Source organism: Buttiauxella sp. 3AFRM03 (genome assembly GCF_003675305.1).
Classification (GTDB): Bacteria; Pseudomonadota; Gammaproteobacteria; order Enterobacterales; family Enterobacteriaceae; genus Buttiauxella; species Buttiauxella ferragutiae.
Window position 1 is genome coordinate 1,502,086 of record NZ_CP033076.1, and the last position, 25,244, is coordinate 1,527,329.

At 53.9% G+C, this 25,244-nt stretch carries 18 protein-coding genes and 1 pseudogene; all 19 read right to left on the minus strand.

The window, feature by feature from the left end; translation table 11 throughout:
- Positions 1-7: 7 nt before the first annotated feature.
- The 19 genes and pseudogenes from tssE to tssK all read right to left on the minus strand — a co-directional run bounded on the left by tssE (position 8) and on the right by tssK (position 25,228).
- Positions 8-463: a type VI secretion system baseplate subunit TssE gene (gene tssE, locus D8682_RS08600; RefSeq protein ID WP_121814056.1), complete on the minus strand. Its 456-nt coding sequence runs from the start codon at positions 461-463 to the stop codon at positions 8-10.
- The gene (tssJ, locus tag D8682_RS08605; protein ID WP_121814057.1) at positions 463-1,008 is read right to left on the minus strand and encodes a type VI secretion system lipoprotein TssJ; all 546 of its coding nucleotides are present in this window, start codon (positions 1,006-1,008) and stop codon (positions 463-465) included. The genes tssE and tssJ overlap by 1 nt, the downstream gene beginning before the upstream one ends.
- Positions 986-2,071: a type VI secretion system baseplate subunit TssG gene (tssG, locus tag D8682_RS08610; protein ID WP_121814058.1), complete on the minus strand. Its 1,086-nt coding sequence runs from the start codon at positions 2,069-2,071 to the stop codon at positions 986-988. Before tssG ends, tssJ begins: the two co-directional genes overlap by 23 nt.
- On the minus strand, positions 2,035-3,789 hold the full coding sequence (gene tssF / locus D8682_RS08615; protein WP_121814059.1) for a type VI secretion system baseplate subunit TssF: 1,755 nt from the start codon (positions 3,787-3,789) through the stop codon (positions 2,035-2,037). Before tssF ends, tssG begins: the two co-directional genes overlap by 37 nt.
- A gap of 127 nt (positions 3,790-3,916) precedes the next feature.
- A complete protein-coding gene (locus D8682_RS08620) occupies positions 3,917-4,375 on the minus strand; it encodes a hypothetical protein (RefSeq protein ID WP_238392851.1) in 459 nt (152 codons plus the stop codon).
- A gap of 5 nt (positions 4,376-4,380) precedes the next feature.
- Positions 4,381-5,433 (minus strand): polymorphic toxin type 44 domain-containing protein, encoded by a 1,053-nt coding sequence (locus D8682_RS08625; protein ID WP_121814061.1) that lies wholly within the window; start codon positions 5,431-5,433, stop codon positions 4,381-4,383.
- A 27-nt stretch (positions 5,434-5,460) separates the two neighbouring features.
- Positions 5,461-7,056, minus strand: coding sequence for a type VI secretion system protein TssA (tssA, locus tag D8682_RS08630; RefSeq protein ID WP_121814062.1), 1,596 nt, complete (start codon positions 7,054-7,056; stop codon positions 5,461-5,463).
- Positions 7,056-10,511, minus strand: a complete 3,456-nt coding sequence (locus tag D8682_RS08635) for an ImcF-related family protein (RefSeq protein ID WP_121814063.1) — start codon at positions 10,509-10,511, stop codon at positions 7,056-7,058. Before D8682_RS08635 ends, tssA begins: the two co-directional genes overlap by 1 nt.
- The gene (locus D8682_RS08640) at positions 10,508-11,710 is read right to left on the minus strand and encodes a hypothetical protein (RefSeq protein WP_370090834.1); all 1,203 of its coding nucleotides are present in this window, start codon (positions 11,708-11,710) and stop codon (positions 10,508-10,510) included. Before D8682_RS08640 ends, D8682_RS08635 begins: the two co-directional genes overlap by 4 nt.
- Positions 11,711-11,881: 171 nt before the next feature.
- Positions 11,882-12,442 (minus strand): hypothetical protein, encoded by a 561-nt coding sequence (locus D8682_RS08645; protein WP_121814065.1) that lies wholly within the window; start codon positions 12,440-12,442, stop codon positions 11,882-11,884.
- A 319-nt stretch (positions 12,443-12,761) separates the two neighbouring features.
- The gene (locus D8682_RS08650; RefSeq protein WP_202914378.1) at positions 12,762-13,244 is read right to left on the minus strand and encodes a hypothetical protein; all 483 of its coding nucleotides are present in this window, start codon (positions 13,242-13,244) and stop codon (positions 12,762-12,764) included.
- Positions 13,241-15,466, minus strand: a complete 2,226-nt coding sequence (locus D8682_RS08655; RefSeq protein ID WP_121814066.1) for a M23 family metallopeptidase — start codon at positions 15,464-15,466, stop codon at positions 13,241-13,243. Before D8682_RS08655 ends, D8682_RS08650 begins: the two co-directional genes overlap by 4 nt.
- A gap of 14 nt (positions 15,467-15,480) precedes the next feature.
- Positions 15,481-17,832, minus strand: coding sequence for a type VI secretion system Vgr family protein (locus D8682_RS08660; RefSeq protein ID WP_121814067.1), 2,352 nt, complete (start codon positions 17,830-17,832; stop codon positions 15,481-15,483).
- The gene (gene tssH, locus D8682_RS08665; protein WP_121814068.1) at positions 17,829-20,486 is read right to left on the minus strand and encodes a type VI secretion system ATPase TssH; all 2,658 of its coding nucleotides are present in this window, start codon (positions 20,484-20,486) and stop codon (positions 17,829-17,831) included. Before tssH ends, D8682_RS08660 begins: the two co-directional genes overlap by 4 nt.
- Before the next feature lie 116 nt (positions 20,487-20,602).
- Positions 20,603-20,950: a hypothetical protein gene (locus tag D8682_RS08670; protein WP_121814069.1), complete on the minus strand. Its 348-nt coding sequence runs from the start codon at positions 20,948-20,950 to the stop codon at positions 20,603-20,605.
- Between the two features lie 48 nt (positions 20,951-20,998).
- Positions 20,999-21,490 (minus strand): Hcp family type VI secretion system effector, encoded by a 492-nt coding sequence (locus D8682_RS08675; protein ID WP_121814070.1) that lies wholly within the window; start codon positions 21,488-21,490, stop codon positions 20,999-21,001.
- Positions 21,491-21,493: 3 nt separating this feature from the next.
- Positions 21,494-23,203 carry an OmpA family protein gene (locus D8682_RS08680; protein ID WP_121814071.1) on the minus strand — a complete coding sequence of 570 codons (1,710 nt, stop codon included), beginning with the start codon at positions 23,201-23,203 and terminating at the stop codon, positions 21,494-21,496.
- Positions 23,200-23,888: pseudogene (gene tssL, locus D8682_RS08685) on the minus strand (type VI secretion system protein TssL, short form). Before tssL ends, D8682_RS08680 begins: the two are co-directional and overlap by 4 nt.
- Positions 23,885-25,228, minus strand: a complete 1,344-nt coding sequence (gene tssK / locus D8682_RS08690) for a type VI secretion system baseplate subunit TssK (protein ID WP_121814072.1) — start codon at positions 25,226-25,228, stop codon at positions 23,885-23,887. Before tssK ends, tssL begins: the two are co-directional and overlap by 4 nt.
- Positions 25,229-25,244 lie beyond the last annotated feature (16 nt).

Genomic DNA, 25,244 nt, shown 5'->3' on the forward strand with positions numbered 1-25,244 from the left:
GAGTGATTTACCACTGCGTCGTGGCATCCATGTGCTGCTGTTGTTTCAGGTGGCGAATAAGCACCCTGCCCTCCGGCCGGAAGTCCGTGCCATAGCGCACCAGACCAATCCCTCTGAGTTCGGCATCAATGGCATAACGCAGCTCGCCCGGGATGCTCTGCTCCAGCAGGACGACCTCAATTTTTTTCAGCCGGGGTTCGTATTTAAGCAAAACATCCGACAGGGTTCTCATCAGCTCATGAGCCGTGCCCGGCATGCCCTGCAGGATGGTGGTCATATCCGGCAGACCGTAGTCCGGCAAATGCGCCAGTGCCCCGGCGCGGCAGTTAAGAATGCGCTGCATGTTGTCCAGTACCGACAAGATGACCTGGTCGGGTTCACTGACCAGGTGCAGGTCGAGACCACCGGTGAAGTTGCCCGCCAGCATTTCATACAACGAAGGGGTGTTGTGTCCCTGTGGCATTAATCGTCCTTAACTGACTGTAGTGTCAGGTGGTTGTTTCCGGCTTCCAGGATACGCGGTTTGTCGGGGTCGAGGTCTTCACGCTGGATGACCTGCTTCCAGGTGTTGTTCACGATATCCGGATGACGGAACAGCCCGACCACGGCGACAAACTGCGTATCCGCTTCCATGGGCATGTCGAGGCTGGCATCACCGCCCGGTTTCACCACCACATCGCGACTGGCCAGCAAATCGGTTTGCAGGAGAGTCTCGCCGTCTTTCAACAGCTGCTGATACACCGTCTTGTCGAAGGTTTTGCGGTCTTTCAGCTGATACACCCGAACCACCACTGACTCGGACAGCGAATGGCTCTCACGGGCATCGGTATTCAGTGCCTCGCGGGCAGTAAAATCCAGATGCAGCACCTTAATATCCTTATAAAAAACGGCGGTGAAGGCCGATGTTGTACCGTCTGTGGCGCTCTGCATCACGCCACAGCCTGTCAGGCTGAACGCCAGCAGCGGTAGCAGCCAGCGTGTGTTTTTAATCAAACTTGTACGTAACACGTCGGTTTCCTTGTTGTGGTGTGGCGGGCTTCATGCCGCGGTAATAACCCAGTTCCGTCGTAAAGGTCTGCGGAATATCGCCCAGGCATGCTCCATCTTCAGCACCCAGTACGCCATTCATGCCCAGCCAGAAAGGACCGTCCCCCAGAGGAGGGACGGCCAGCAGGCGGAACCCGGTGGTCAGGGTGATTTTTGCCTTAAAGCGCCAGCCCAGATACACCCGCAGCATCACCAGAAAGTCCTGATACAGCAGACCATCTGGTTTCCAGCCCTGCGACTCCTGCGCGTTGTCGGTGGAGAGCGCAATCAGCAGCTGGCTGTTGGCATCCATCGCTTCCTCGCCGAGCGGCGTATTGCCATCGAGCAGAAAATCTTCCTCGCCATAAAACCCCATGGGCTGGCTGACTTCCACCGGCCGCAGACAATACGGACTGACCTGCACCGTGGTGTCCGGTGCCAGCAGGCTCACCAGTGCCTGCATTCCTTCCTGGGTTTTGCCCGGCTGGCGTAACACACCGAGCAGTGCCAGAAAACGCGACACCGGGGTGGCGATGTGGTTTGCCGTGCCGGGAATACCCAGCCCCACCAGACCCAGCAGTGACTGAGAAAGTGCATCCGTGCCGCCAGGTTCGAACGAGGCCGGATATGAATATTTACGCCAGATACGGTAAAACTGCGTCAGGATGCGATGACTGAAAATATCGAGAAATCCCTGCTGTGCCTCGTGCCCTTCCCGGCGCTGGGCAATGTCATCGAGATACGCGGTCGGCAGCGGGGAATCCACACCGTACAGACCCATGAACGTGGTGCGAATGACCGGCGGTTTGCGGCCACCCTCTTCATCGTATTCGACCGCTCTGAGTTCACTGGCCGGAAATCCCATCCCCGGATGCGGGCAGAACCGTACCGGGTCGTCTGAGGGGTGGCTGGTCGACCCGATTAACGGCTGATCCGGCTGGCGCTTTTCCAGCAACTGGCAGAAGCGATAAAAGTTTATCCGGTGAAGGTCGGCTTCCAGTCGCGGGGTCAGCCGGGAATGCGGCGGTTGTGCTTCTCTTCCCATTCCAGGCGCTCTCCGGTTGGTTGCAGAATGATAATCAGACGGTTAAACAGGTAAATATCGGTATAGAGCGCGAAGAAGCGACTCAGCATCTCACCAAACAGGCAGATATCGCCCCGCCCGGCAAAACCGTGGCTGTCGAGGGTCACCTCTATCTGCACACCGCGTACCAGATATCCCTGTTCAAAGCGCTCTGTTTCGCTGTGCTTCACCCCGATGATGGCTTCCAGGCGGCGTCGGTTCATCTCACTGTGGGTCCACTCATACAGCGCCAGCGTGCCACGCAGTACGTCGGCGTTATCCATCATCGAGAGGAAACCGCTGCCCAGATGACTCAGCACACGCCAGTGAAAGCGATCCTGTGCAGGCGGGTAGCAGGGTAGCGTGGGCGCGCAGAGGTTACGTACGGCGATGCTGGCCGACGTGGTTTTCATCACCGTATCGAGTACCGTGCTCTGCAGCGCGCGGCGGGGTAACTGACCATTCGTCCCCGTGAGAGTCAGTGACAGGCTTTCATCTTCCGGCACTGTGTGGTTGTCAAAGGCTTCGCCCCCGAGGATCAGCCAGGTGTTATGCAGCCCGGACGGCCCCCGGCGCACGCGGGTGTGGTAGTAATATTCCGGGGCGTCATGGCGCATCATCCCGCCTTTGTGGCGGAAGCTTGCGAACGGGACATAAGCATGCTGACTGGAGGACGTCACCGAATCCACGGCGTAAATCTCGGTATGGCCATCCTGCACACGCATCGGGCGCAGCATGTACTCCGTCTGCAGGGAGTTCAGCGTCAGCGGGTCGGATTCCAGCGGGAACAGGTTAATCACCGGCACGCAGTTCAGACGCAGGTGCTTCTCCGTAAAGCTGAAGTCATGCTCCCAGCGCTCAGTCAGCACCACGTCGATTTCAAACCAGGGGAGCTCAGCCGGGAAGGCCACGTTCTCCAGCCCACGCAGGCCGGTGAACATGAATTTTTCCCGGAAGGTAAAGTATTCCAGTAACAGCTGATAGCCACTGAAACTGCTGCTACCCGTTGGCCACAGGGTGTCGCCATCGCCAAAGCCCTGAGCGGTGAAATGTCCGTCAAGCGCCCTTCTGTCCACATCGCCGGGCATCCGTAACCACATCCGGGACACATTCATGTTAAAGGCTTCGTGCATGGCGCAGGCCAGCGGTGCATCGGCGTTGAAGTAAAGCGAAACAGAGCTGAGATCGATACGGCTCCAGTCCGCAAGCTGGCTGCAGTGAAAGCGCAGCGTGACAACCGAACGGCCATCGGGATCGGTCGCCAGGCTGGCCTGCTCCAGCGACAGGGGCTGAAGGTCTGTCTCTTTGGTGGTGGTGTAACGGCAGCGTGTGCCTTTCTCACCCACCGGGCGAGAACGGACCTCGAAACCTTTGACGATACGAATCGGCTCTTTCATTTCGCGCCAGTCCGGTGTGAATTCCACCACGGACATCGACGGAATGGTACGCAGGTAATGCGGCCACAACAGACTGACCAGCCCTTCGGTCAGTTCCGGCAAGTCATCGTCAAGTTTTTCACGAAGGCGGCCCATCAGGAAGGCAAAGCCTTCAAACAGACGCTCCACGTACGGGTCGCGCGCGCCTGCCTTGTCGAGATTGAGCATTGCCGCCTGTTCAGGATGAGCGCGGGCAAACTCTTCGCCGGCCTCAAGCAGGTAGCGCATTTCAGCGTCATAATAACGCAGGGTTAAGTCGTCCATATATTTTCTTAATTAAGTTTGTTTATTAAATGGCGCAATCATAAGCTCTAAGTAGGCACGTAGGATATAATATATCCTGCATTTATTAATTCGCGTTAAATTATTACCAGCATTGCATTGATATTAATTAATATTGATACTGAAATGGTTTTATTTTTTTCAAGCATAAATCGTATGGAGCATTTTCAAGAGTGTTATTATTAAATCCACTCTGTATTTCAATCGACACGGAACATGCCCCCTCTGTTGATGAAAGAAGGAAGTTTTGTCCACCACCACCCGTCGAATTGTATTCATACTGCCCACCAATTCTCCAGCCAATGTCGATTGTTGCGTCATTTCTAATCAGAGATATAAATGAAGCGGTCAGTTCAAATTTTTTTCCCGGTGCTATGACCTCTGGTTGTGATCTTACAATTCTCTCAACTTCGTCAGGCTCAGGTTCAACACCATAGACACTCTCACCTGCATATACGAATAAAGATTCGTTAGTATTATTTGTAATGGTAACAACAGGTCGTATCGGAATAACATGAGCGACCATGACTGATAGTCCCAAAAAAAATGCAATATACAATAGTGTCATTTTTTTCACAATGACGCCTCAATCTTTTCTGGATTATCGGTGTTCCAACACCAATGTTTTTCTCTTGAGTGAGGGAGTAGCTGACCAGGTATATTATCTAAAGCGTCAAGTATATTATTACAAGTCAGGTTCTCTGCATATTTTCCATACTGACGGAACAGTTCAAACCCTATTTTCATACTCGTAACATCATCCAGCGTATCATCCCCAATTGCGCCAGGTGTCATGTTTTGTTCCCAGGTAGAACCTTTTAAGAGTAATGATTCAGAGAAACCAACACTACGACCAACATAACCATAATGTATATTTGACCAGACATCATAAAAGTAATCATGTTGTTTGAACTTGTGGTAATAAGACCTTGATGGTTTTCCTTTTCTGGGAAGCGGTCGTGCAACTGCAACCGTCGAAAATCTATCGCGTATTTTCGGTTTATGATCCCAGGTAGAACCCGTTTTCACTGCCTGATACCAGATTGCTATTGCTGCGGGTAAATCAGGTTGAGGCAGTGGGGCCATTTTTGCGTAAAAAGGCAGTTTCTCCCATTCAGCTTGCCTTTGCTTTAAAACCTCTTCGTCAATGAAATAACGTATTGTTTCTGCCGTTCGGCTTCTGACATTCGTCTTTATTTCACTGAGGATATATTCTGCTACCTTAATGGCTCCATCAGTGTGAGTACAATGACGCTCACTCTTCTCTTCCGGATTCAGGTTCTTATAGGGATCCTGTAAAGAGGCCATAAGCCCATCGAGTGAAAAAGAAGAGTTTATACACTCTCCTCCTTTCTCATAAGTATCCTGCATCATCGATGGCACAAAACGCGCCCTGCATGGGCAGGAGCTGGTACTGTCCAGAGTACCCGCCATTTTACGCCCATGGACAGTATCATTCGCGATACCGCCCGCAATCATATACATCCCGGGATGCTGACCACAGATCACTCGGTCACGTTCGCAGGCAATCCCTTTTCCAGACAACCGATGATCGCTTGCACCATCCACAATTTTGCCGCCACAGGTGGTCATGTCCCCCTGCACCAGATAGTAACCTTTTGCCATAACAGACTATTCCTTCAGTTAAGGGGGTCAGCTGCAGAGCACCGCAGCCCGTGCTGGATCCAGTGAGATAAGCCCGGAAAGCAGTGACTCCATGTCGGGTTGCAGGCGGATTTTGTCCACCTCACTTCGCCCGGCCTTACCTCGCAACAGTTTTAACCTGCGGGCTTTGACTTCAAACATCAGCTCCGGTACCCATTGTTCAAGCGTCAGCGTGCGGGTGCTGCCGTCAAGCTCACCCAGCAGGTGAAGCGCCATTTCGTTTTTACCGTACTGCTCACACACCCGGGCCATCAGCAGGCGCATCAGCCACCGCTCGCGGGGTGACGTGTAACCCGGCTGAATCTGCAGCCAGTTAAGGGCGGCTTCAACCCCTTCGCTGTCAGCTTTCGCCAGCACTTCGGGCTCCAGCGTCAGCACATCATCGCTGCCAGCGACCAGGGCTGACACCGGTTCATCTTTCCATACGGGTATGTCGTCCAGCACGCTTTCGTTGATCCAGTTCATCGTAACTTCATCCGCAAAAGGCGTGCCGTCACTGAACGCCAGCGCGTCGAGCCCCGGAAGGCGGGCCAGTAGCCCTTCCAGATCACGACAGAGGATGTCAGCCCGAACGCTGTCCGCATCCATTTTTACCAGTGCCTGCCAGGCGTACCACTGCACGTCCAGCCACAGATGATTCACCCCCTGCGCCAGCAATGTGTCTGTGTGTTCCAGCAGCTCAGACCAGCTTTTTTGCAGGTACAGACGTTTGAGGTGTGCTTTATTGTCTGGCTTGGGTGGCACCAGGCGGGTGCGTCCTGACGCATCCAGTGGCGGGAGTTCGGTCAGCGTGTCCCAGCGGACACTTTTCAGCAGATGATGTCCGGCCAGCCAGCCACCGGGTTGATCACGAAGGTATTTCGCCAGCACTTTGGCCTGATCAAGCAAATCTCGTCCCGACGTGACAGCATTCATCACCGGTGCTGAAGATGCTGCTGATGCCGACGAGGCGTGCTCTTCCCTGCTGGTCTGGGGCACCAGGCTGCTGGCACCGCCACTCTGAACCAGTCGGTTATCCAGGGCCCGATACAATCCAGCCAGTTCTGGCCGGGCGTCCTCATCAAATGTCCGGAACGTCTCTTCCGCCAGTAACAGCGCCGCGGCGATGCGCTGCATGACCGATATATCCACTTCAGGGTACAGAGACAGGCTGTCCATCACGCGGCGGCTGCCAAGCCATTCCAGGGCCGTTTTACGGCTGCGATCGCGCTGAGGATGTAACTGGGTTCCGAACCGCGCCAGCATCGCGGCCAGCAGTTCAAGACCCTGAGCCAACCCGAGCTCACCGTCCTGATGCAGACGGGCCCAGACATAGAAAGTGATGACACGTAAATCCTTACAGGTGCCGGTCAGCAGTTTTTCTGCCAGCAGACAAATCAGGCCCGTATCAATCCCCGAGAGTTTATTGACTTCTTCGCGAATACGCTGGAAATCATCGTCATAGCCCGGGTCCTCTCCGGTCGGTTCGCTGCCGTCTGATGGCATAAGCCAGTTTGCCCAGTCAGCACTGCGCGCCCGGGCCTGAGCCAGTGAGGCCTTTTCATCTGTGCCACAGGCCTGGAGTACGTTCTGTAATGTGGCCATTATTCCACGCCATCCATGTCCGGGTTATCGATACTGCCGAACGCCTGCGTTGCCGCAGAAGCCTCCACACTGAATATGTGTTCCGGCAGAGTAAAACCACGCAAATCCAGCAATGCCAGCGGCCCTTTGCCCAGCTGGGAGCGCAGAGCCCACTGCAGCGTGCGTCCATCCGGAGCGGCGAAGCTCATCATCCACTGACTGCGATCAATTTGCTGACGCTTGCTCTGGTCCAGCCAGCGAATGAAGCCCCAGGTCCCGCTGTAATCCCCGAACAGACGCGCGCCGGCGCTGGTTGAGGTCCAGGTCAGCATGGCTCCGGGCCTGAAGGTCTCCCCCGGCCAGCGGAAAGACTGCCAGTCGGCCATCTGGTTAAAGTAATGCAACTTCTGCCCGTCAATCGTCAGTTGCGTTTCCACCACCTGCGGAGCCGGACGGGCCTGCAGTTCAAAACTGATCCCCTGGCTGCCGTCAGTAAACAGAATGTCTGACAACTGGCTCAGCTGGTTAACGGCTTTGAGGAAGGCCGGATTAAATGTCAGCCCCTGGCTGTGCGCGTTATCCGGTACCCACTGGCTACCTTCTTTGTGAAGCACACCGTTGAGCTCGGTCGCCAGAAACCTGTCGATGCGCCCACTGTCTTTGCGGATAAACTCAGCCAGCATGGGCAGGGAAGCGTCGCTTTTGCTCACGGCAAACGGGAAGCGGCCATCAAAGGCGGTATGCCAGTTTGCCACCACGGAACGGCTCCAGCGGTCGTTGAGACTGGCGGCTGACGGCTGCAGTACCGTTTCCCAGGCCTGCGTCAGCGGTTGCACAAACATCGTGTTGCCAAAACCGCTCCACTCTTCCCCCAGGCTTGCAGCCACGAGGCTACCGTACTGCTGGGTATCGGTCAGATCCACGCTTTTTCCCTGGAATACCGTCTGCGCCAGAGTCTGCATCATCTCCTGCGGATCGTTAGCACTCGCGACCTGTTGCAGGCGCAGTCGCACGCGGGTGATACGGGTGAGATAAGTTTGCAGGCTCAGGGAATTGTCGGCCGACATCATGTTGCTGGCTTTGTTTTTCCCCATCAGTGTCAGTAACGGCCCGAAGGTGTCATCCAGCGGCCCCTGCGGTCCGGCCGCACGCTGATCGATAACGGGCTTATCCTGACTGCCAACCAGTTCTTTTGCTGACTTAATGATGGAATCAGACAGCCCCTCGTTCTGCTGTCCGCTCTGTCCCTGCCAGGCCAGCGTATTCATCAGGGCAATCAGCGGTGACTGGCGCACATCGCTCATCAGCGTCAGCTGGTCAGTCACATCGGCAATGCTGCTCGCTGGATTAAGTTGCAGGCTGTTAAGAAAGCTCAGCCAGCTGCCGGCAAAATCAGTGAAGTAACGTTGAGTCAGACGGGCTTTCAGCGCTTCCGGCGACAGGTCTGCGGAGACTGCCTTGCGGCTGTCGCTGAGCACCCAGTCAATTTCATCGCGCCTGGAGCTGACCGCCTTCTCGATAGCCTGCTGAATGCCCCCTTCCCACGCCTGACGGGTAAACATCCCCGGCACCACTTCGTCAGTGTTGAACAGACGCCGGGCATCGGTGCCACTGGTCATGTCTTCCAGAGAAACATCGGCAAAGTTACGGCGCACCGATTTGAGCATATTGTCATACAGCGTCCCTTCCGCATTGCGTCGACCAATCTGCTGCAACAGCACCTGACGACTCTGGCTGACCAGGGATGCATCCGGGGTAATTTTCCACTGCGGCTGCTGTGGCAGCTCAGTCATATAGAATGCCCACAGGTCCGGGGAGAGGCTCTGCCACAGGCCGGTGGAGATGCCTGTGCGAGTCGGCTGCACCTCCTTCATGGTCCGGGCGTAGAACGCCCCATCCACTTTGTCCGGGCGTGACATCATCAGCCAGGCTTTCAGCTGGTCATAGCCGGGTTTTGCCAGTTGCATTCGCTGGTCGCTGTTTGGCGCTGAATTAGTCAGGGCGGCGAGCTTTTGTGTCAGGACGATACTTGCCGGGTCGCAGATCAGACGGTTGTTTGCCACCCCATACCACGGGAGCACAGCGCTCAGCAGTTGCGGGTTATGATCAAGGCCAAAGCGCTGATACCAGGGCGCTCCGTCCTGAACACGATGTTGCAGACGACCGGCATCGTTTCGCAGTTCATGCAGTGCCATCAGCTGATAATCAGAAACGGAATGATGTTCCACCAGATTGCGGGCTTTTTCCGCCACAGAAGAAATCTGGTGGTAATTGAGGCCAAAGGAGAGCAACAGACCTGCTCCCCAGACGCCAATCACAACCATGATGGCCCATACCAGCGTCTGCTCCCAGGCCATACCGACACGGCGGCCACGGACCCGCGTGCAGTCAGCGGTAATACCCTGCCAGGTTGCAGGAAACGTCAGAGCATGTTGATGTAAAGGCACGGCACCTTTTACAGACTGTTCGGCAGAAGGCTCAGGCATATTCACCTGACTGAACATCAACCCCCGCAACGGGACGCGCTGCTGTGAACTGTACAGCCACGGTGTCAGACGGGATGACCAGAGTTTGCTGCCCCCCTGCTCAAGCTGCTGAGCAAGGCGCAGCAGAAAATCATACTGGCGGTTTTCAGCCACCTGGGACAGCCCCTGCTCCCGAAGTTGCGGCAGCAGTGTATCAAGCTGCCGGGCCACATCATCCGGTATGGCCTGCAACGGCAGCGTGATACCGACAGACTGCGATTTGCGCCCGGTCTGCGACCATTCACTGCCGCACAGCTGCCACAACCAGACGGGTGCTGAATAGCGCAGCGCTTCGCCGATTTTCTCCAGCCCACGCAGGTCGTTGTCACTCATCTGCGGTGTGAGGCTCTGACCTTCCCCTGTCACCCGAACAATGCCATCCAGCGGACGGAAACGGCGCAGCTTACGCAGCGCGGTGTATTTTTCACTATCAACTTCTGCGGCCAGACTGCCACCGTAAATCAGAACGGTACGCTCCCCTTCCAGCCACTGACTGGTTTGCAGACCGGGAACCAGTTGCTCAATTGCGGCTTCATCGCCGGTGACTAACAGCAGCCGAACTTTGCGGCGCCAGAAGAGCCCATAACGTTTGTGAAGATGGCGTTTAATGCCGTCACACATCATCGCTTCAGGAGGCTGAGTGACTTTCTCACTTCTGCGTTTTTTCTTCTCATCATCACCGTGGGTTGACGCAACGACAGATTCGAATGCCTTGCCTCCCGCATGGCGGACGGCAATAAAGAGCAGTACAGCTCCAGCCATAAGGCTCCCGGTCAAACAACAACCTGCAATGAGCCAGTGAGTTTGCTGCCCAGTACCTGCTGAAAGACCGGCTATGTCAGGATATTTCCAGACAATAAATGTCATGGCTCCCAGTAAAATCAGGAAAAAGACGACGACAGCAAGATAGCGGCCTTCCGTTGTCCTTGGTAATAAAGCAGATAACTTCACGAATCCATCTCCTGTCGGGAAGCCGTCGGGGTGACGAGCGTGCACCACAGCACATCCTGTGAGGTGTCTCCACAGATAATCATCTGCGGGGACAACGTTTGTTGGGCATGTTCAGCAGCAGCGGCAATCGCCAGCCAGGGGGCTGCCGCTCCGGCATGTCCCATAGAACTGTCGAGGTTAATGACCGCCTCTCCTTCAACCGCCTGAGCTGGCGGCTTCTTTTGATGAATCACCACCGCTGCATGCTGCTGATCGTTGAGCCCGGACAGCCAGAGGTGTTTAACGATGCCATCTTTGATCGGAACGTTGTATGCAGCCATCAGCATACCGGATTCAAGCTCTTCAACTGGAGAGGGATCCGGACGGTGTAGTAATGCCTGAGGTGAAATTGATTCCTGCGTCAGTCTGTTACCAAGGAGTAACGCAACTGCAGCTTCTGCACTGTTATCAGCATTAATTGGCGCTACTTGTAGCGCCACAACCAGAAGCAGTGAATTTTCTTTGATTCTGGTATTAAGCCAATGGTCTAAAATGCCAAGCCCCTTACTCTCAATTAAATTAAATGAGTGTAAACTGCCAAATTCCCCCCATGATTGGAGCCACAATTCATTGATGTTCTGCTGAGATATGATTGACGATGTATCAAGAGCAATAACTAAGTGTGTGTTATCAGGAATATAATCTAAAGGTAATTTTTCTATTAGCTTTTGAAAAATGTTTAAAATCACCTCTGTAAGGCTGTCGTTACTGTCTGGGATACGACTTAGCCTTACACCTTCATTGCCAACTCTGTCCTGTTGTGAAGAAATGATACCTTTGTTTTTGATTAAAGAATTTAAGATATCATTTTTATCTTTTAAATTATGACCGGAAATTAATGATGTCGATAAAACCTGGAGCGCCCTCCGGCTTTTTCGCGTTTCACTCAGAATCCATTTCTCACGTTGTCTATTGTAACCACTGGCTTTTATATCCTTCAACATCCATATTACAACGTATGCCGTACCCACAATGAACCAACATGAAACAGGAATCCCCAAAGCGATAAGCCAAAAGTCATGGCTTTTAATATAACCGCCAAACATGCGCATAATAATGACACTAAGGGATATGATAATAATCAAAGAGTAAAACCAACGACCTAATTTAAGAGGTGCTGGCCTACTATACAATGGAGGCGTTTTTTTTAACGAATGCATGATTTTAGTTGGCCCTCAGTGACCCCTCTACAAATTAATATCCATCATTCAATTCATCAGGGATTTTGCAAGCATCGATTTTTGTGTCGTAAAATAAATCATAATTTTGTTTGATTTTCTTTTCACTATATTTAGAGACCGAAATTATAGATATTGGATAAAAACCATTAACTAAAGGTTTTTTGTTTCAATAGATAAGGTGTTTTCCATTGAGATGTTATTGTTTGAATCTTCCATGATAGCTGTCCATTGGGCAATCATATTAAAATCATCGTTAACGATAAATCCTAACATGTGATGTTCCTGCAAGTAGCCCTGGTTGTTTGATCCTGAAGACACTTCAATAGCCCACCGGTCAGGCGATACAGGAATAATACCTACATAACCTTCACCGAGATTTTTAACTGAGTTAATGACATTAATGCCACTATTAGCTTTTCGTATCCAATAAATATCTGTGGGGATATCTTCATTGAGCGAGGTTGCCAGTTCAGGGTCAGGGCACATCACTATTAAGATATCAGATGTGGAGAATGGCACCTTAGCTTTTTCACACAAACTATAATTATTCATTTCACTTTCTGCATTATCTTTATGCCATGGATATTCAGTATCATCAGAGTGAGAGTAGTTTGCTTCAAGCATAGCCTGAACCGAAGGATAGCTTACAGCAAAGCAACTACCGCTCTGAATCAAAAGAGTGATTAAAATTGAATGAAATATTTTTTTCATATTAATAATTTCTTCGAGCTGATATTTATAACATTTTTACTTAAGTTTTTTTGATAACATCGGTTAAACTTACATCTTCAACCATGTCTTTTTGTGACGTTCCGGGGCAATAAAAATCCCTCAGAACGATTTGCTTATTAATAAATCTATTGAGCCAATATCGATGGCCTTTGGTGTATCTTGACGCAATGGCATTGTAACTTACGTAAATGTGCTAAAATATAAAAGCACAAACAGCTATGTTATTTTCATAAAATCGCACCCTATCTCTTTTCACTTTCGATAAATTGTCGTAAAACCCTCCCTCAGGATATATGTATCATTTAATATTGAATGAGAGATATACCTCTTTGTAATCATTAAATAATGACGAATCACCTCTTCCAGTGAAAATGAAATTTATCTTTTGTGGTAAATTTATTTCTGCTTGGAAACACTGTTCAGTATGATACCCAGCATCATCTTTATACTTACATGAAACTATTGCACTCATTCCGGTAAATTTCGACGTAACATTCACATCCGCCAAAACTGGAGTACCATCAGTTATAGCCTCCCATTTGTCGTCATCATCCATTTTAAAATAATCACTTTCTTCGATCGATGAACCTCTGCATAGTTTAAGGTAATCAAATGCATTGACATGCTTCCCCCTAATAAATAGACAATCGTTTTTTCTATTGACATACCATTTGGCAGGAATGTTAATAACAGCTTCTTCAAGAGAGATTGATTTATAATTCCCCTCGCTATAACTCGAGCTTGCAAACAAACATAAAAAAAACATTAGAATAATTCTCACTTACCCTCCCCTATAATTGAATGTACATTTTGCGTTGATTGAAATCTGCGATCAAAAGATGGCTCATCCCATCTATTTATTATCATGCTAACAGATCTTGAACTATTGCGAGTAACCCCAGCATCTGCTTTTCGCAAAACTCCATTTTTTGCTACGAATTGCCCTCCAGAATCAATGCAATTATACGGTATTGTTGATATATTCTGAGGGTTATTGATTACAGGAACTCTTAACCGGGTTGGGTTTTGCCACCAACTATTATCATAATCAGTACGACGCAACCATCCTCTATAAGTCCAATATCCCGTGTAATTCGCCAAGCCAGTTAACTGTTTAAACCCTCGCCCACGAAATTTCATCCCATCTCCAATGCGGGATAAATTTGAATCAATAGCTCCCCTTTGAGGCGAAGTTAACACAGGCCTATTTCTGGAGTCCCTTCCAATCACTACAGTCAAACGATTATTTCTTGAATCTCTCAAATCGCTTTTAGTTACATTACCCAAATCATTACCTTCACGTTCATAATTGTAAAAATAACCATATGTATCTGTCGAGTCTGCATAATAACCATTAGTTTCTTCGGTAAATGATAAATGCTCAGGATGGAGACTAAACGAAATAGACCCCTCAACCATAAGATTTAAGTTTTGTGATTCAATCGCACCCTGCCCCAAGAAATGAGTTGCTCGCACTGGATTATTCATACCATATTTAATTAATATAGCATTTATAGAAGTACGATATTTCTCCCTAATATCCTCAGCTGTAGTAGAGTAAATTCTACTTAAATCTATCTTATCTAACCACCCACATTTCCTGAAATGCTCAATAAACCCACGCGGATCAAAATGCCATATTTTCCATTTACCTAATTCTCCCGAATCAAAACACAGGGCTTCTGCGTGCTGTTTGAACCTGTCGTAGTCCTCTTCGCTCATCAGAATTCGGTCCTTCGATTCATTCGTCCCCGGTATCTGCCATATGGCCGTTTTTTCCGATGTGCACTGCTCCCAGGGCAGACCCGTCATCAGCCATTTGTACCTGACGTCAATGGTGCTTTTTTCCCACTCAAACGGAAAACAGCAAATAAGCCTGCTGCTTTGTGCTGTATACCTGTCTTCTGCCTGCAACTTTCTTATTGCTGCTGAATTGCACTGGCTATGCGTGTCTTTGTCATCATCAATCAGTTGCCATCCTGTCCAGTGCGGAAAATCTGCATCGCTGAACTTTTTAACAGCCTCTGCTGCAAGGTTCACCACACCTTTTCCACCTGGGTAATTCACAGTCATCCATAAGGGTGCATCAGCAGGAGCCAGGGTTTCATGCTCAGTGTTAATAATCCGGCCAAAGCGCAGAAGTTCATACCCGGCACTCGGACTTTGCGGATAGCGTTTGGTGGCTGTTTTATAAAGGTTGTATTCATAGTCCTCGCCGTCGGCATTGACCAGGGGTGAGCCAACTGGCTCAAAGGCACCTTCAGCACCCGCGCATGCTTGTCGCGTAATCATCGTGCATGTCCCTTTATCAAGGCTCATGCTTGCGTACAACGGAACTGCGCTGGTATGCACTTCGTTTAAGTTCGTTGTATCGGGTGTATTATTTACCTGTCCCGCCTCATAAAATTTCGTTCCTGCCGGTAGATAAAAATGAATATCGCCGTAGACAACATCTGTCCGGCCGTTTTCATTAATATTCAACTCACCAGTAGCCCTGCCGACCAGCTTCCTGATGTTGGCTTCATCACAGAAAATCTGGAAATGAAATTCATTCTGCCCGTCACTCATTCCGGAAGAGCCAAGCGGGGCTTTACGATAAATTTTAGCGTCAGCTTTAATCTCTGCTTCCAGATGTTTCAGATGCATATACAAAGAGTAAAAAACAACCTTTCCATCTTCCCCGGAACCAATTTCAGTCTCATGTTTCAGTAAAACATAGCCATCATCCGTTCCTCTGGTGGCCGAATACTTCAGCGGCAACTGATCTCTTTTCCAGGGTTTTGACGGTATTCGGAACGACACGACCGTTCCGTCAGCTATCGCCCTGACCTTCTCAGGCGATCCACCTGAGTCCGTATGCGATAAATGCATTCCACCATGCCATGAATCCGACGCATTGAGAGGGAATCCTCTGTGGGAACTGACTGGCATCATCGCGTCAACCCAGTCAGCATCAGACTGGGTTACATCTTTATCTCTCAGAAACGGAGGACTGATAATCATGTTGTGACTCCTTGTCAGGAAAACTTGAAGGTAGTGGTGGGTTCATTGACTTCAGACGCAAGACTTGAGAAGTCTTCAGGATTGTTCGCTTTTTCCTGTCGATCATAGTGTCCTGCCCGGGTGCGATAGTCCCCGAGCGTAGCCGACTCGATGGCATTGCCATCCAGCGTGATATAACTCCCTCCCCCGTTCAGGGTGATTTTCTTTTTCGCGATGATTTTGATTTCATCTTCCGTGCTGACAATGCTGATTTCCTTGCGGGCCAGCAATGCCATCAGGTCGTTCTGCGCCTGCACCTGCACCGGCCCCTGATTGGCTATCAACTTAATGCCGAGCTTTCTCACAAATACGCTCAGGGCATGACCGACCCCGATAAACAGGTTCTTCGCCACGCTGATATCGGCATGCTTGCCCGCCGTGGCGATCAGGTTGTTATCAGCTGATAACTGCAGATGTTCTCCGCTGGTCAGCGCCATGCCGTCCGGCGCACTCAGCAGCAGCACCGACTTCTTCAGGTCCGTCAGCTGTTGTTCCAGAAGACTGATTTGCGCCTGCAGGTCGGCCGGGTTCGCCGTAGCCGCCTGCGCATCATTTGAAATGGCGCTCATCTGCTCCCGGGCATGGTTCAGGTTACTGACCGCCGGTTGCATCTCCAGCACCTGCCCCTGCGCTTTCGCCTGACCGTCGGCGCTGATGAATATCCCTTTCTGCGCCCGTATCGTGCCCCAGCTGTCGGTGCGCAGCTCAAACCCTTCCCCACGCTTCTGCTTTTTACTGTCAACGAGGTGGCCGAGGTTCAGCTGACTCTTGCCACCGTACTCCGTGGAGACCTTGATATGCTCCTGGCTGCGCGTGTCATCGAGACGGATTTTGTTGTTCGCCGGGGTGCGCAGCACGTTGCGTTTGTAGTTACGGATGGTGACGTGGTCGCCGTGCGCTGAGTCATGCAGTACGCCTGCGATGTATGGCCGGTCCGGGTTGCCGTCCTCAAAGCCAATCGCCACTTCGGTGCCCGCCAGTAACGGCAGATGCAGACCGTAGGTGTCTCCCGCATACGGGCGGGACTGACGTACCCACAGACTCTCAAACCCGGTTTCCCAGTTATCGCGGTCAAACAGCATGTTGACGCGGTAGCGACCGTCTTTATCGATATGGCCATAGGGGTCATTTTCGGTGGTGCTGGTCACGCGCGCCGGTAACGTACCGGCCATCACCGGGCGTGAGCCGGGTTCGGCACGGAAACTCACATCAGTGCTGTCCGGAATGCCGTCAACATGCACTTCAAAATCCCGGTCACGACGGGCAAAACTGGTCATCGCCGTGATGAGCACGCCCTTGCTGAAAACCTCCGCCACTTCATAGCCCCCGGTGACGTTCACCACCTGACCGGGTGTGAGTGTCGGGCAGGTGGTGATACCACTGAGCCGCGTCTGCCCGTTCAGGTAGCGTTCATGGCGCAGACGGGCATAGAATGCGCCCGACTCCGGGGGCGGGTTGTGGTCATACGTGCTGCCCGGCGTCAGGTAGTTGTCGGCGTAGTGATAGGCATCCCCGTAAGTGGTGGTATCGCCCCGGGTCGCATCGACCTGGGTATTCATGTCTTCAGTGGCCTGGCGGTAGTTGTAATCGCGGGTGCTGACCTGTTTCTGCACCACGTTATGATGGCTCTCCATCCCCCACACCGCGTCCACGCCCTGCGAATGCTGCCCCGACGGCGGGACCGACGGCAGACTCAGGTCTTTCCCGTAACCCTGCTGGCTGTCGTAAAACTCCACCACATCGATGTTAAGGCGCGCGTCGGCGGTGAAGCGGAACCATATCCCCACCTCACCCAGCAGACGGGTGATAAAGTGCAGGTCATCCTCACCGTACTGCATCACCTGTTCGCGGCGCGGGTACTCTCTGTTCAGTGAGAACAGGAAATCCTGGCCGCGCATGCTGTGGCGCTCGCGCAGGATTTGTTCCACAATTTGCGGGACAGACATGTCCTGATAGATGGCGTTCTGGTGCGAGCGGTCAAGCAGCGCCAGACGCGGCATGAGCGTCAGGGCGTAATGCGTTTCATCTTTCGAGGTGCTGAGGCGCTCAAAGCCGCTCACCACACCCTGGATGACCCGGACCGGCTGCTGAACCTTAATACCATAGCCCTGGTCAATCGGGGCCTGCAGCGTCAGTGCCCCTGCTTTCATCAGCATCATTTCTTTGCTGATGGCATGGTCTGCACTGGTAAATTCCACCCGATAGCGGAAGGGCTGACTCAGGGTTTCCCGGCCTTCAAAGGCCAGCACGTCAAGCGCCGGCTCACATCCTTTTACCGCCAGCAGGTGGTGGTGATGACTGAATCTAATCGGGAGACTGCTGCTCATGCGTTCACTCCTGGTGTACGGTCAAACGCCAGCCCGATACCCTCTTCCTCACTCCAGCTAAGGCGTAACAACTGCGGTTTCTGTTTTGCAGCCATGTGCGTCAGCAGTTGCTGGCTCAGCACCGGCAGAATTTGTTGATTCAGCAGGCTGTCGACGTTACGTGCGCCAGTGTCCGGCAGCAGGCAGGCGGCGGTCAGCGCGTCATACAGACTCTCGTCGATTTCAGTTTTCAGGCCATAGTGCCGGTGCAGGCGTTTGCTCACCTGTGCCAGTTTCATCTGCACGATGGTACGCATCGCGGTCTCATTCAGCGGGCGGTAAATCACAGTCTGGAAGCGGGCCAGCAGGGCCGGCTGAAAGTGGTCGCGCAGGATGGGGCGCAGCAGCTCGTGCAGATCCCCTTCTGTCGCGTCCGGCTGTTCATCCAGCCGTTGCATAATGGGGTCGCTGCCGAGGTTGGCAGTCATCAGAATAACGGTGTTACGGAAGTCGATTTCCCGTCCTTCGCCGTCGCGCATGAAGCCGCGGTCGAACACCTGGTAGAACAGGTTCATGACGTCACGGTGCGCTTTTTCCACTTCATCAAGCAGCACCACGCTGTACGGGCGCTTTCGCACCGCTTCGGTCAGAATACCGCCCTGGCCGTAGCCGACGTAGCCCGGAGGCGAGCCCTTCAGCTGGGAAACAGTATGCGGCTCCTGGTACTCCGACAGGTTGATGGTGATAAGCGACTTTTCGCCGCCGTACAGCACATCCGCAAGCGTCAGTGCGGTCTCGGTTTTACCGGTGCCGCTCGGGCCGACCAGCAGAAACACACCCTGTGGACCATTTTCGGACGTCAGCCCGGTTTTAGCCGCGCGCAGCCGTTGCGCGATAGCGTTGAGCGCCACGTCCTGGCCTACCACGCGTTGGCTGATTTCCCCTTCCAGGTTCAGCAGTCCGGTCTGTTCGTCCTTCATCAGCGAGGAGAGCGGCACCCCGGTCCAGTCGGCAATCACGCTGGCAACGGTGCGGGTGTCGACATCGACAGGCAGCAACGGGCTGTTTTGCTGCATGTCGTTCAGTTGCTGTTGCAGGTCGCGGGTTTCACTCTGGCGGGAGATATCCTGGCGGGTTTCCAGCAATTGCTCCGTCAGCGCCAGCTCCTGGCCATACTGCGTCTCGCGCTCGTCCAGCTCGGCAAGCAGGCTGATTTCTTCCTGTTCAATCACCGCCAGACGCTCGCCCTGTCTGCTGCTCCCCACAGCAATATCTTCCAGCAGCGCCTGTTTTTCGATGTCCAGCGCCGTGATTTGCGCGCGAATGCGTGTTAACGGCTCCGGTACGGTGTCAAGGCTCATACGCACACGCGCCGCCGCGGTGTCGAGCAGATCGACAGCCTTATCCGGCAACTGGCGACCGGTCAGATAGCGGCGCGACAGGGTGACCGCAGCACGCACGGCATCATCGGTGATATGGACGTTGTGGTGCCCGGCATAGCGGGATTTCAGGCCTCTGAGCATCAGGCAGGCGGTCTCGTCGTCCGGCTCGTCGACTTTCACCATCTGGAAGCGGCGCTCGAGTGCCGCATCGCGTTCAAAATACTGTTTGTACTCACTCCAGGTCGTGGCGGCGATAGTGCGCAGTTCGCCCCGTGCCAGTGCCGGTTTCAGCAGGTTAGCGGCATCCGCGCCGCCCGCCTGATTGCCGGCACCGATAATGGTGTGGGCTTCGTCGATAAACAGCAGAATGGGTGTGGGCGACTGCTGCACCGCGTCGATGACGTTTTTCAGGCGCTGCTCAAACTCGCCTTTCACGCCCGCGCCCGCCTGCAGCAAACCAAGATCGAGGGTGCGCAGGCTGACGTTTTTCAGGCTTTCCGGCACGTTACCTTCGGCAATGCGCAGCGCCAGCCCTTCCACCAGGGCGGTTTTACCGACACCCGGTTCACCGACCAGGATCGGGTTGTTTTTTCGGCGACGGGACAGGATATCGACCATCTGGCGAATTTCGGTATCACGGCCAAACACCGGATCGATGTTGCCCGCTTTCGCTTTAGCGGTAACGTCGAGGGTGAATTTATCCAGCGCGTTTTGCAGCGCCGGGTTGAGTTCACCGTCTTTTATCTCTGCCCCGACCGGGCGACCAACAAACTCCACGTCACCACTATGACGCAGCACCTGTTCCGCGTCCTGCTGGACTTCCGGGCGCTCATCCGAGTGCGCATCCAGTAACGGACGCAGGCGTGCCAGCTGGCTCTGCCCCAGCGTCAGCAGGGGCCACAGACCGTCACAGCGTGCCAGTGTCGGCTTATCCACCAGGGCCATCAGCAGATGGACACTGCGGATGTGCTCTTCTCCGTTGAGTGAAGCCATCAGCCAGGCTTGCTGCATCAGCGTCTGAATGTTGTCAGACAACTGCGGACGGCCACAAACAGATCGCGGTTGTTTATCCAGCCAGCCGAGCAAATCCTGCCACAGGGCGTCCATATCCCATTCATAGCGACGCGCCAGTACCGTGAGGTCACCTTCGCCCTGCTCCAGCAGTTTCAGCAGCCAGTGCTCCGGCAGGATTTCCGCATGCGCACGGGTCTGGCACAGGGAGGCGGCACCGCCCATGGCGCGGGCACAGTAAGGGTTTAAACGGCGAAGTAATACGGCTGACTGCTGTTCCATGATCTGTTCCTTGTTTGGGTACGCTACCGCCCGTAGCCGTTAACCAATGCTCATAAGGTCAAAAATTAGCGGAAAATATGTGGTTATTCATAACCACATATTTATGTTGTTAACTATTATTTGCGTTTAAGTCGTTCCTTCGCGGGTACAACTTGCTCATGTCTGGTTGCCCCCCATCCATTACGGAATCCCGGGAAACCCACTTTTTTCCAGTTGAGCTTGATTTTTTTCTTCTCAATACATGAAGCAACAAACCGATGCTGCCCATCCAGGATGTAAACAATGCCCATGGAATCCTTCCAGACATTGATTGACAATTCTGCTCCGCCTTGAATTTGCGCTCTTTTTTCTTCAACCACAGAAGGAATAACAGCCTGCTGAGCGGGCTGAGGGATGCCTGTGTGTGTGGCTAATGTCTTGCCTGTAGGGTCATAACCAATCGTTGCACAATCGAAAGAATCCACAGTTCTTCTCCTTTAAAAAAGGCAGAGATGCTCTGCCTTTGAAGTCAATCAGCCGGTAGTGCGTTCGTTCCAGGAATCGGCATGAATGATGTTGCCGTCTTTATAGGTCCAGGTGATTTTTTCATAGCGAAGCTCGACCGTTTCCAGGTGGTTGTGCTTTTCTTTGGATGCATCTTTGATGTCGTACATCAGCGAGGACACTCTCACCAGCTTGACGTTTTCCAGTTTCGTGTTGAAGTACTCCACTTCCTGACCTGCGTCGTTGATGCGGTACCATTTAAACTCAGCAGATTTCAGGGTCTGGCCTGTGGTTACCGCTTTGTACAGATACGGGGTGGAGCAATCGAGCTCTTTGGTGAACAGGAACGGCGTGTGAATACGGGTGCCCGTCAGTTTGCCAGTATTGTTGTCTGTCGGGATGTACAGGTTATGCTCCTGTGCCACCACTTCGATGCTGCCTTCACGGGATTTAACGTCAACGGAACCTTTGATGTCCGCTCCACCGTCGTCTTTCAGCCACAGGTAGACTGGAATTGCCATGATTTACTTCTCCATTTCTTGAGTTGAAACGTCACGTACATCCGGTGACGCTGGTTTTTCGCCCGATATGCGACAGGCATCTGCCTGTGGCACCAGACTAATTTCGACACGACGATTGACCGCACGGCCAGCCTCCGTATCGTTGGATTTCAGTGGGCGGTTTTCGCCATAGCCCTGAACCGCAAAGCAACTTTCAGAGACATCCCCGGTATCCCGCATCCAGTCCCGAACGGCTTCGGCACGTTTCTGAGAGAGCACCTGATTGCGTTCCGGATTGCCGGTGTTATCGGTATGGCCCGTCACCACAATCAACCAGCCCGGTCTGGCTTTGATACCCACCAGTGAATTGACCAGCATTCTGGTGGAGCCGGTTTTCAGTACAGACTTACCGGAATCGAACAGCGACATGCTGTCGAGGCGCACAATTTTCGGTGCCGGCTTTGGCTTCGGTTGAGGTTTGGGCGATGGCGGGACATACGAGCGTATGGCGTCCAGCACTGGCATACGCAGACGCTCGCCCTGATACAGACCGAGGCCCAGACGAACGGGCTCACCATGACGAGCCCAGTCATTAAGTTGTGCGGCATCCTGACGTAAGACATTCACGGCATCCGCTTTCGGGCCGTCATCATCCCTGGAGAGCCGGTCATAATGCGCAATATCGACGCTCAGGCGGTGCAACAGCTGGCGGTTGTTCCAGCCACTGCTGAACAGGGCCACCACAGCAGCCAGGGTGAAAAGTCCGAGCGCCCGGCGCCCGGTGCGGTTCCGGGGCGTGAGACCCAGGCCTTCCGGCAGCAGGGGCAGCACGAAATCAGGCAGCAGTGACATGACCGTGCTGTCGGTCCCCACCGGTTGCCAGCCCGCCACGTGTTGCAGGGCGGAATGACGTGTCAGCCAGGCGGTCCAGACAGACGTGGCGAGACTCCCGGAAAGGATTGGTCCCATCCCCCATAACATCACGGTGGGCGTCATCGCCGGGATATCCGGTTTTTCATCCATCAATACCGCGTTGACGTGGTGCTGGCACCAGGTCATCAGGCTGTTCATCAGCACCTGTTGCTGCATGACTATCGCGCCACCGCTCGTGACCCAGGCTGACACGGGACTGGGCGCCGAAGACGCCCGCCAGACGCAGATCCCTTCCCCCGGAAGGGCGGCCTGCCAGAGCAGGTCATTCACTATCGCGCTGCCGACCTGGACGTTGAGGAGAAGTGGCACGGTATGCCCGGTTTCACGACGCAGCTGGCTGATTTGCCAGCGCAGGGCCAGCAGACGACCGGTCAGGGCTTCGCTGTCTGCATGCTGCTGCGGGCAGACACTGACCATTACCGAGAGCTGACGCCCCCAGTCCGGACGCTGCCACAATACCTGCCGGGCCACCTGATCCAGGCTCTGATTCTCGTCGACCCGGATCCAGCATCCCCGGGTGACGGTCAGCACCGGCGACGGCCCCGGCCAGGCCTGCGGCAGATCGCCGCAGACCAGCACCACTGGCTGGCGATATGTCGCGTCCGGAAGATTATCGAGTCCCGGGGTCTCGTCGTGCTCTGCCCGACGGCTCATGGCATACCCGACCGCGGTAATCAGCCCCAGCACGACCAGCAGGATGAGGACAGAAACCAGCCGGGACACCGGCAGAAAGCCCAGGCAGACGACGGCGCTCAGCGCAGCGGCCCACACGGCAAGCCCGCGCTGTTGTGCTGGACTCATTTCACCGCCCCGGGCAACAGGGTTATCAGCATCTGATCAAGCCAGTGGTTCAGTCCCCACCACAGGGCCGCGACCACCAGAATACTCAGGCCAATGCGTACCGGCCACGAGGACAGCCAGCCCCCATCCCCCGACCCGGCGGGCTTTCTGCCAGTACCGAATGGATCTGTGGATAGCTGAAGGGAGAGACATGCTCACTGAGATCCTGAACCAGTTTCTGCCGGTCAGGATCGTTCACCGAGCGGAAATGACCGAGAAACCCCAGCATCATGACGCGCTGAAAACAGGTGAGAACGACAGGATCGGGTGCAGGCTCACGCAGCACATCACGCATCCGGTCACACAGGGTGTCACCGGCATCCATGGTGCCGAGAAAGTGGCCCTGCAGCGGAATGTCATACCACTGTACGCAGGCGTCGTCCTCGACGCCGCGACCTTTGACCGCCTCGTCAAGCAGTGCACACAGTGCCGTGAGAATATGCTGAACGCTGGCGTCATCCAGCCCGCTCTCTTTCAGTGTGTGTTGTACGTGCGCCAGGTCAGTGATACAGCGTTCCCACAGAATCCGGCCTTCCCCTTCCTGAAACTGCGGGCCATGGCGCAGGCTGACAACCTGCAGCCAAGTGTTCTGCAGCAGCGCATCAATATCAAGGGACGCGGGAGTGCCACGTTTACGCTCACTCATGTTCTCAGCACCGCAAAGAGTTCAAGTTCAGGCTCACCGAGCATCCCCGGGACATAAAACATGCAACTGCCGCTGTCGAGCATCTCGGTGGCCAGGGGATGGGACACATCGAGGCTGAAATACTGATTCTCCAGACGCAGCGGAATCGCCGCCGGGACATGGCGCAGCGGGGTCAGTGGTACCCCCTCCCGGGAGGAGTTGACGATCCCCCTGACGTGATCCGGGCTCCCCACTTTGCACTGGCGCGGGAACTGTTCCTGCAACTGCGCCGCCGGGATGGGCGAGCGCACCGACAGGTAGAAGTCGGCCCCTTCACGCAGACGCGGATCGTGCAGACGGGCCTGCCAGAAGTGCAGGCGCTTGTCGTGCTCAAGTTCAACGGGTACCACCCGTGACGGCAGACTCGCTTCCAGCAAATCGCTCAGTAAATCAAACAATGGCGGGAAAACAGCATTCAGCTGGTCGTGCTGCCAGGCCGGAATGGCACTGACCTGATGCTCAAGGGAGAAGGTGAGCAGACTGCCGGCAAGCCGTGCCAGCTCCGGATACAGTCGTTCAGCCGGACTCTGCGGATAACGCAGAAACTGACCGAGTACCGGCTCTGCACTGTTCAGGGCATTCAGCAACCAGAAGAGTGACACATCAGCCACCGCAAAATCCGCCATCCGCTCATTGCTTTCACGGCGCATGGCCATCAGACGGGCAAGACGGGCGCGCAGCTGGATCATCAGATGTCCGAGCTGGGTCACCAGCCAGCGGCTGCTCTGTACGGTCAACAGCGGCGGGAGGAAGGTCTCATCAGGCGTCCAGACACCCTGCTGATCCTGTTGCAGACGGGCCACCGGGCAGATCAGATAATCACTGTTGTTCTGATGGGCAAAGCGTAGCGTCAGTTCTGGCTGCATCACCGCAATCTGCCGGGTGTCTTCACCAAACTGGTTGCGCACATCCTGCCAGCGCTGGCGGTAACGTACCGGACGATCGGCCACGTCATCGGGGGCCAGGCAGTTACCGCCATTCGCCCGTAACAGGGGCAGTGCCAGCACCACCACGATGTCATGCGCTTCACAGTCCTGAAGTGACAGGGCCGGTGGCAGGGCATCGGCATTATCTGTATCGATAAGCGTCCCGTCCTGAAAACGGACATGCAGCCTACGGGCCTGCAGACGACCGAGTTTCAGTGCGTCCGGTTCAAAGGTCGACTCGAGCACCCCCCAGGGATGACTGAGGCCCAGTCGGGCAATGCATTCCGCAGACCAGGCCGCGTACGCGGCCTGTTGCTGGAAGTGCTGGGGAGAGACCATAATGCCCCTGCCCCATAACGGTTGTTCCGTTTTCATCGGCTTCCTGCCTTAC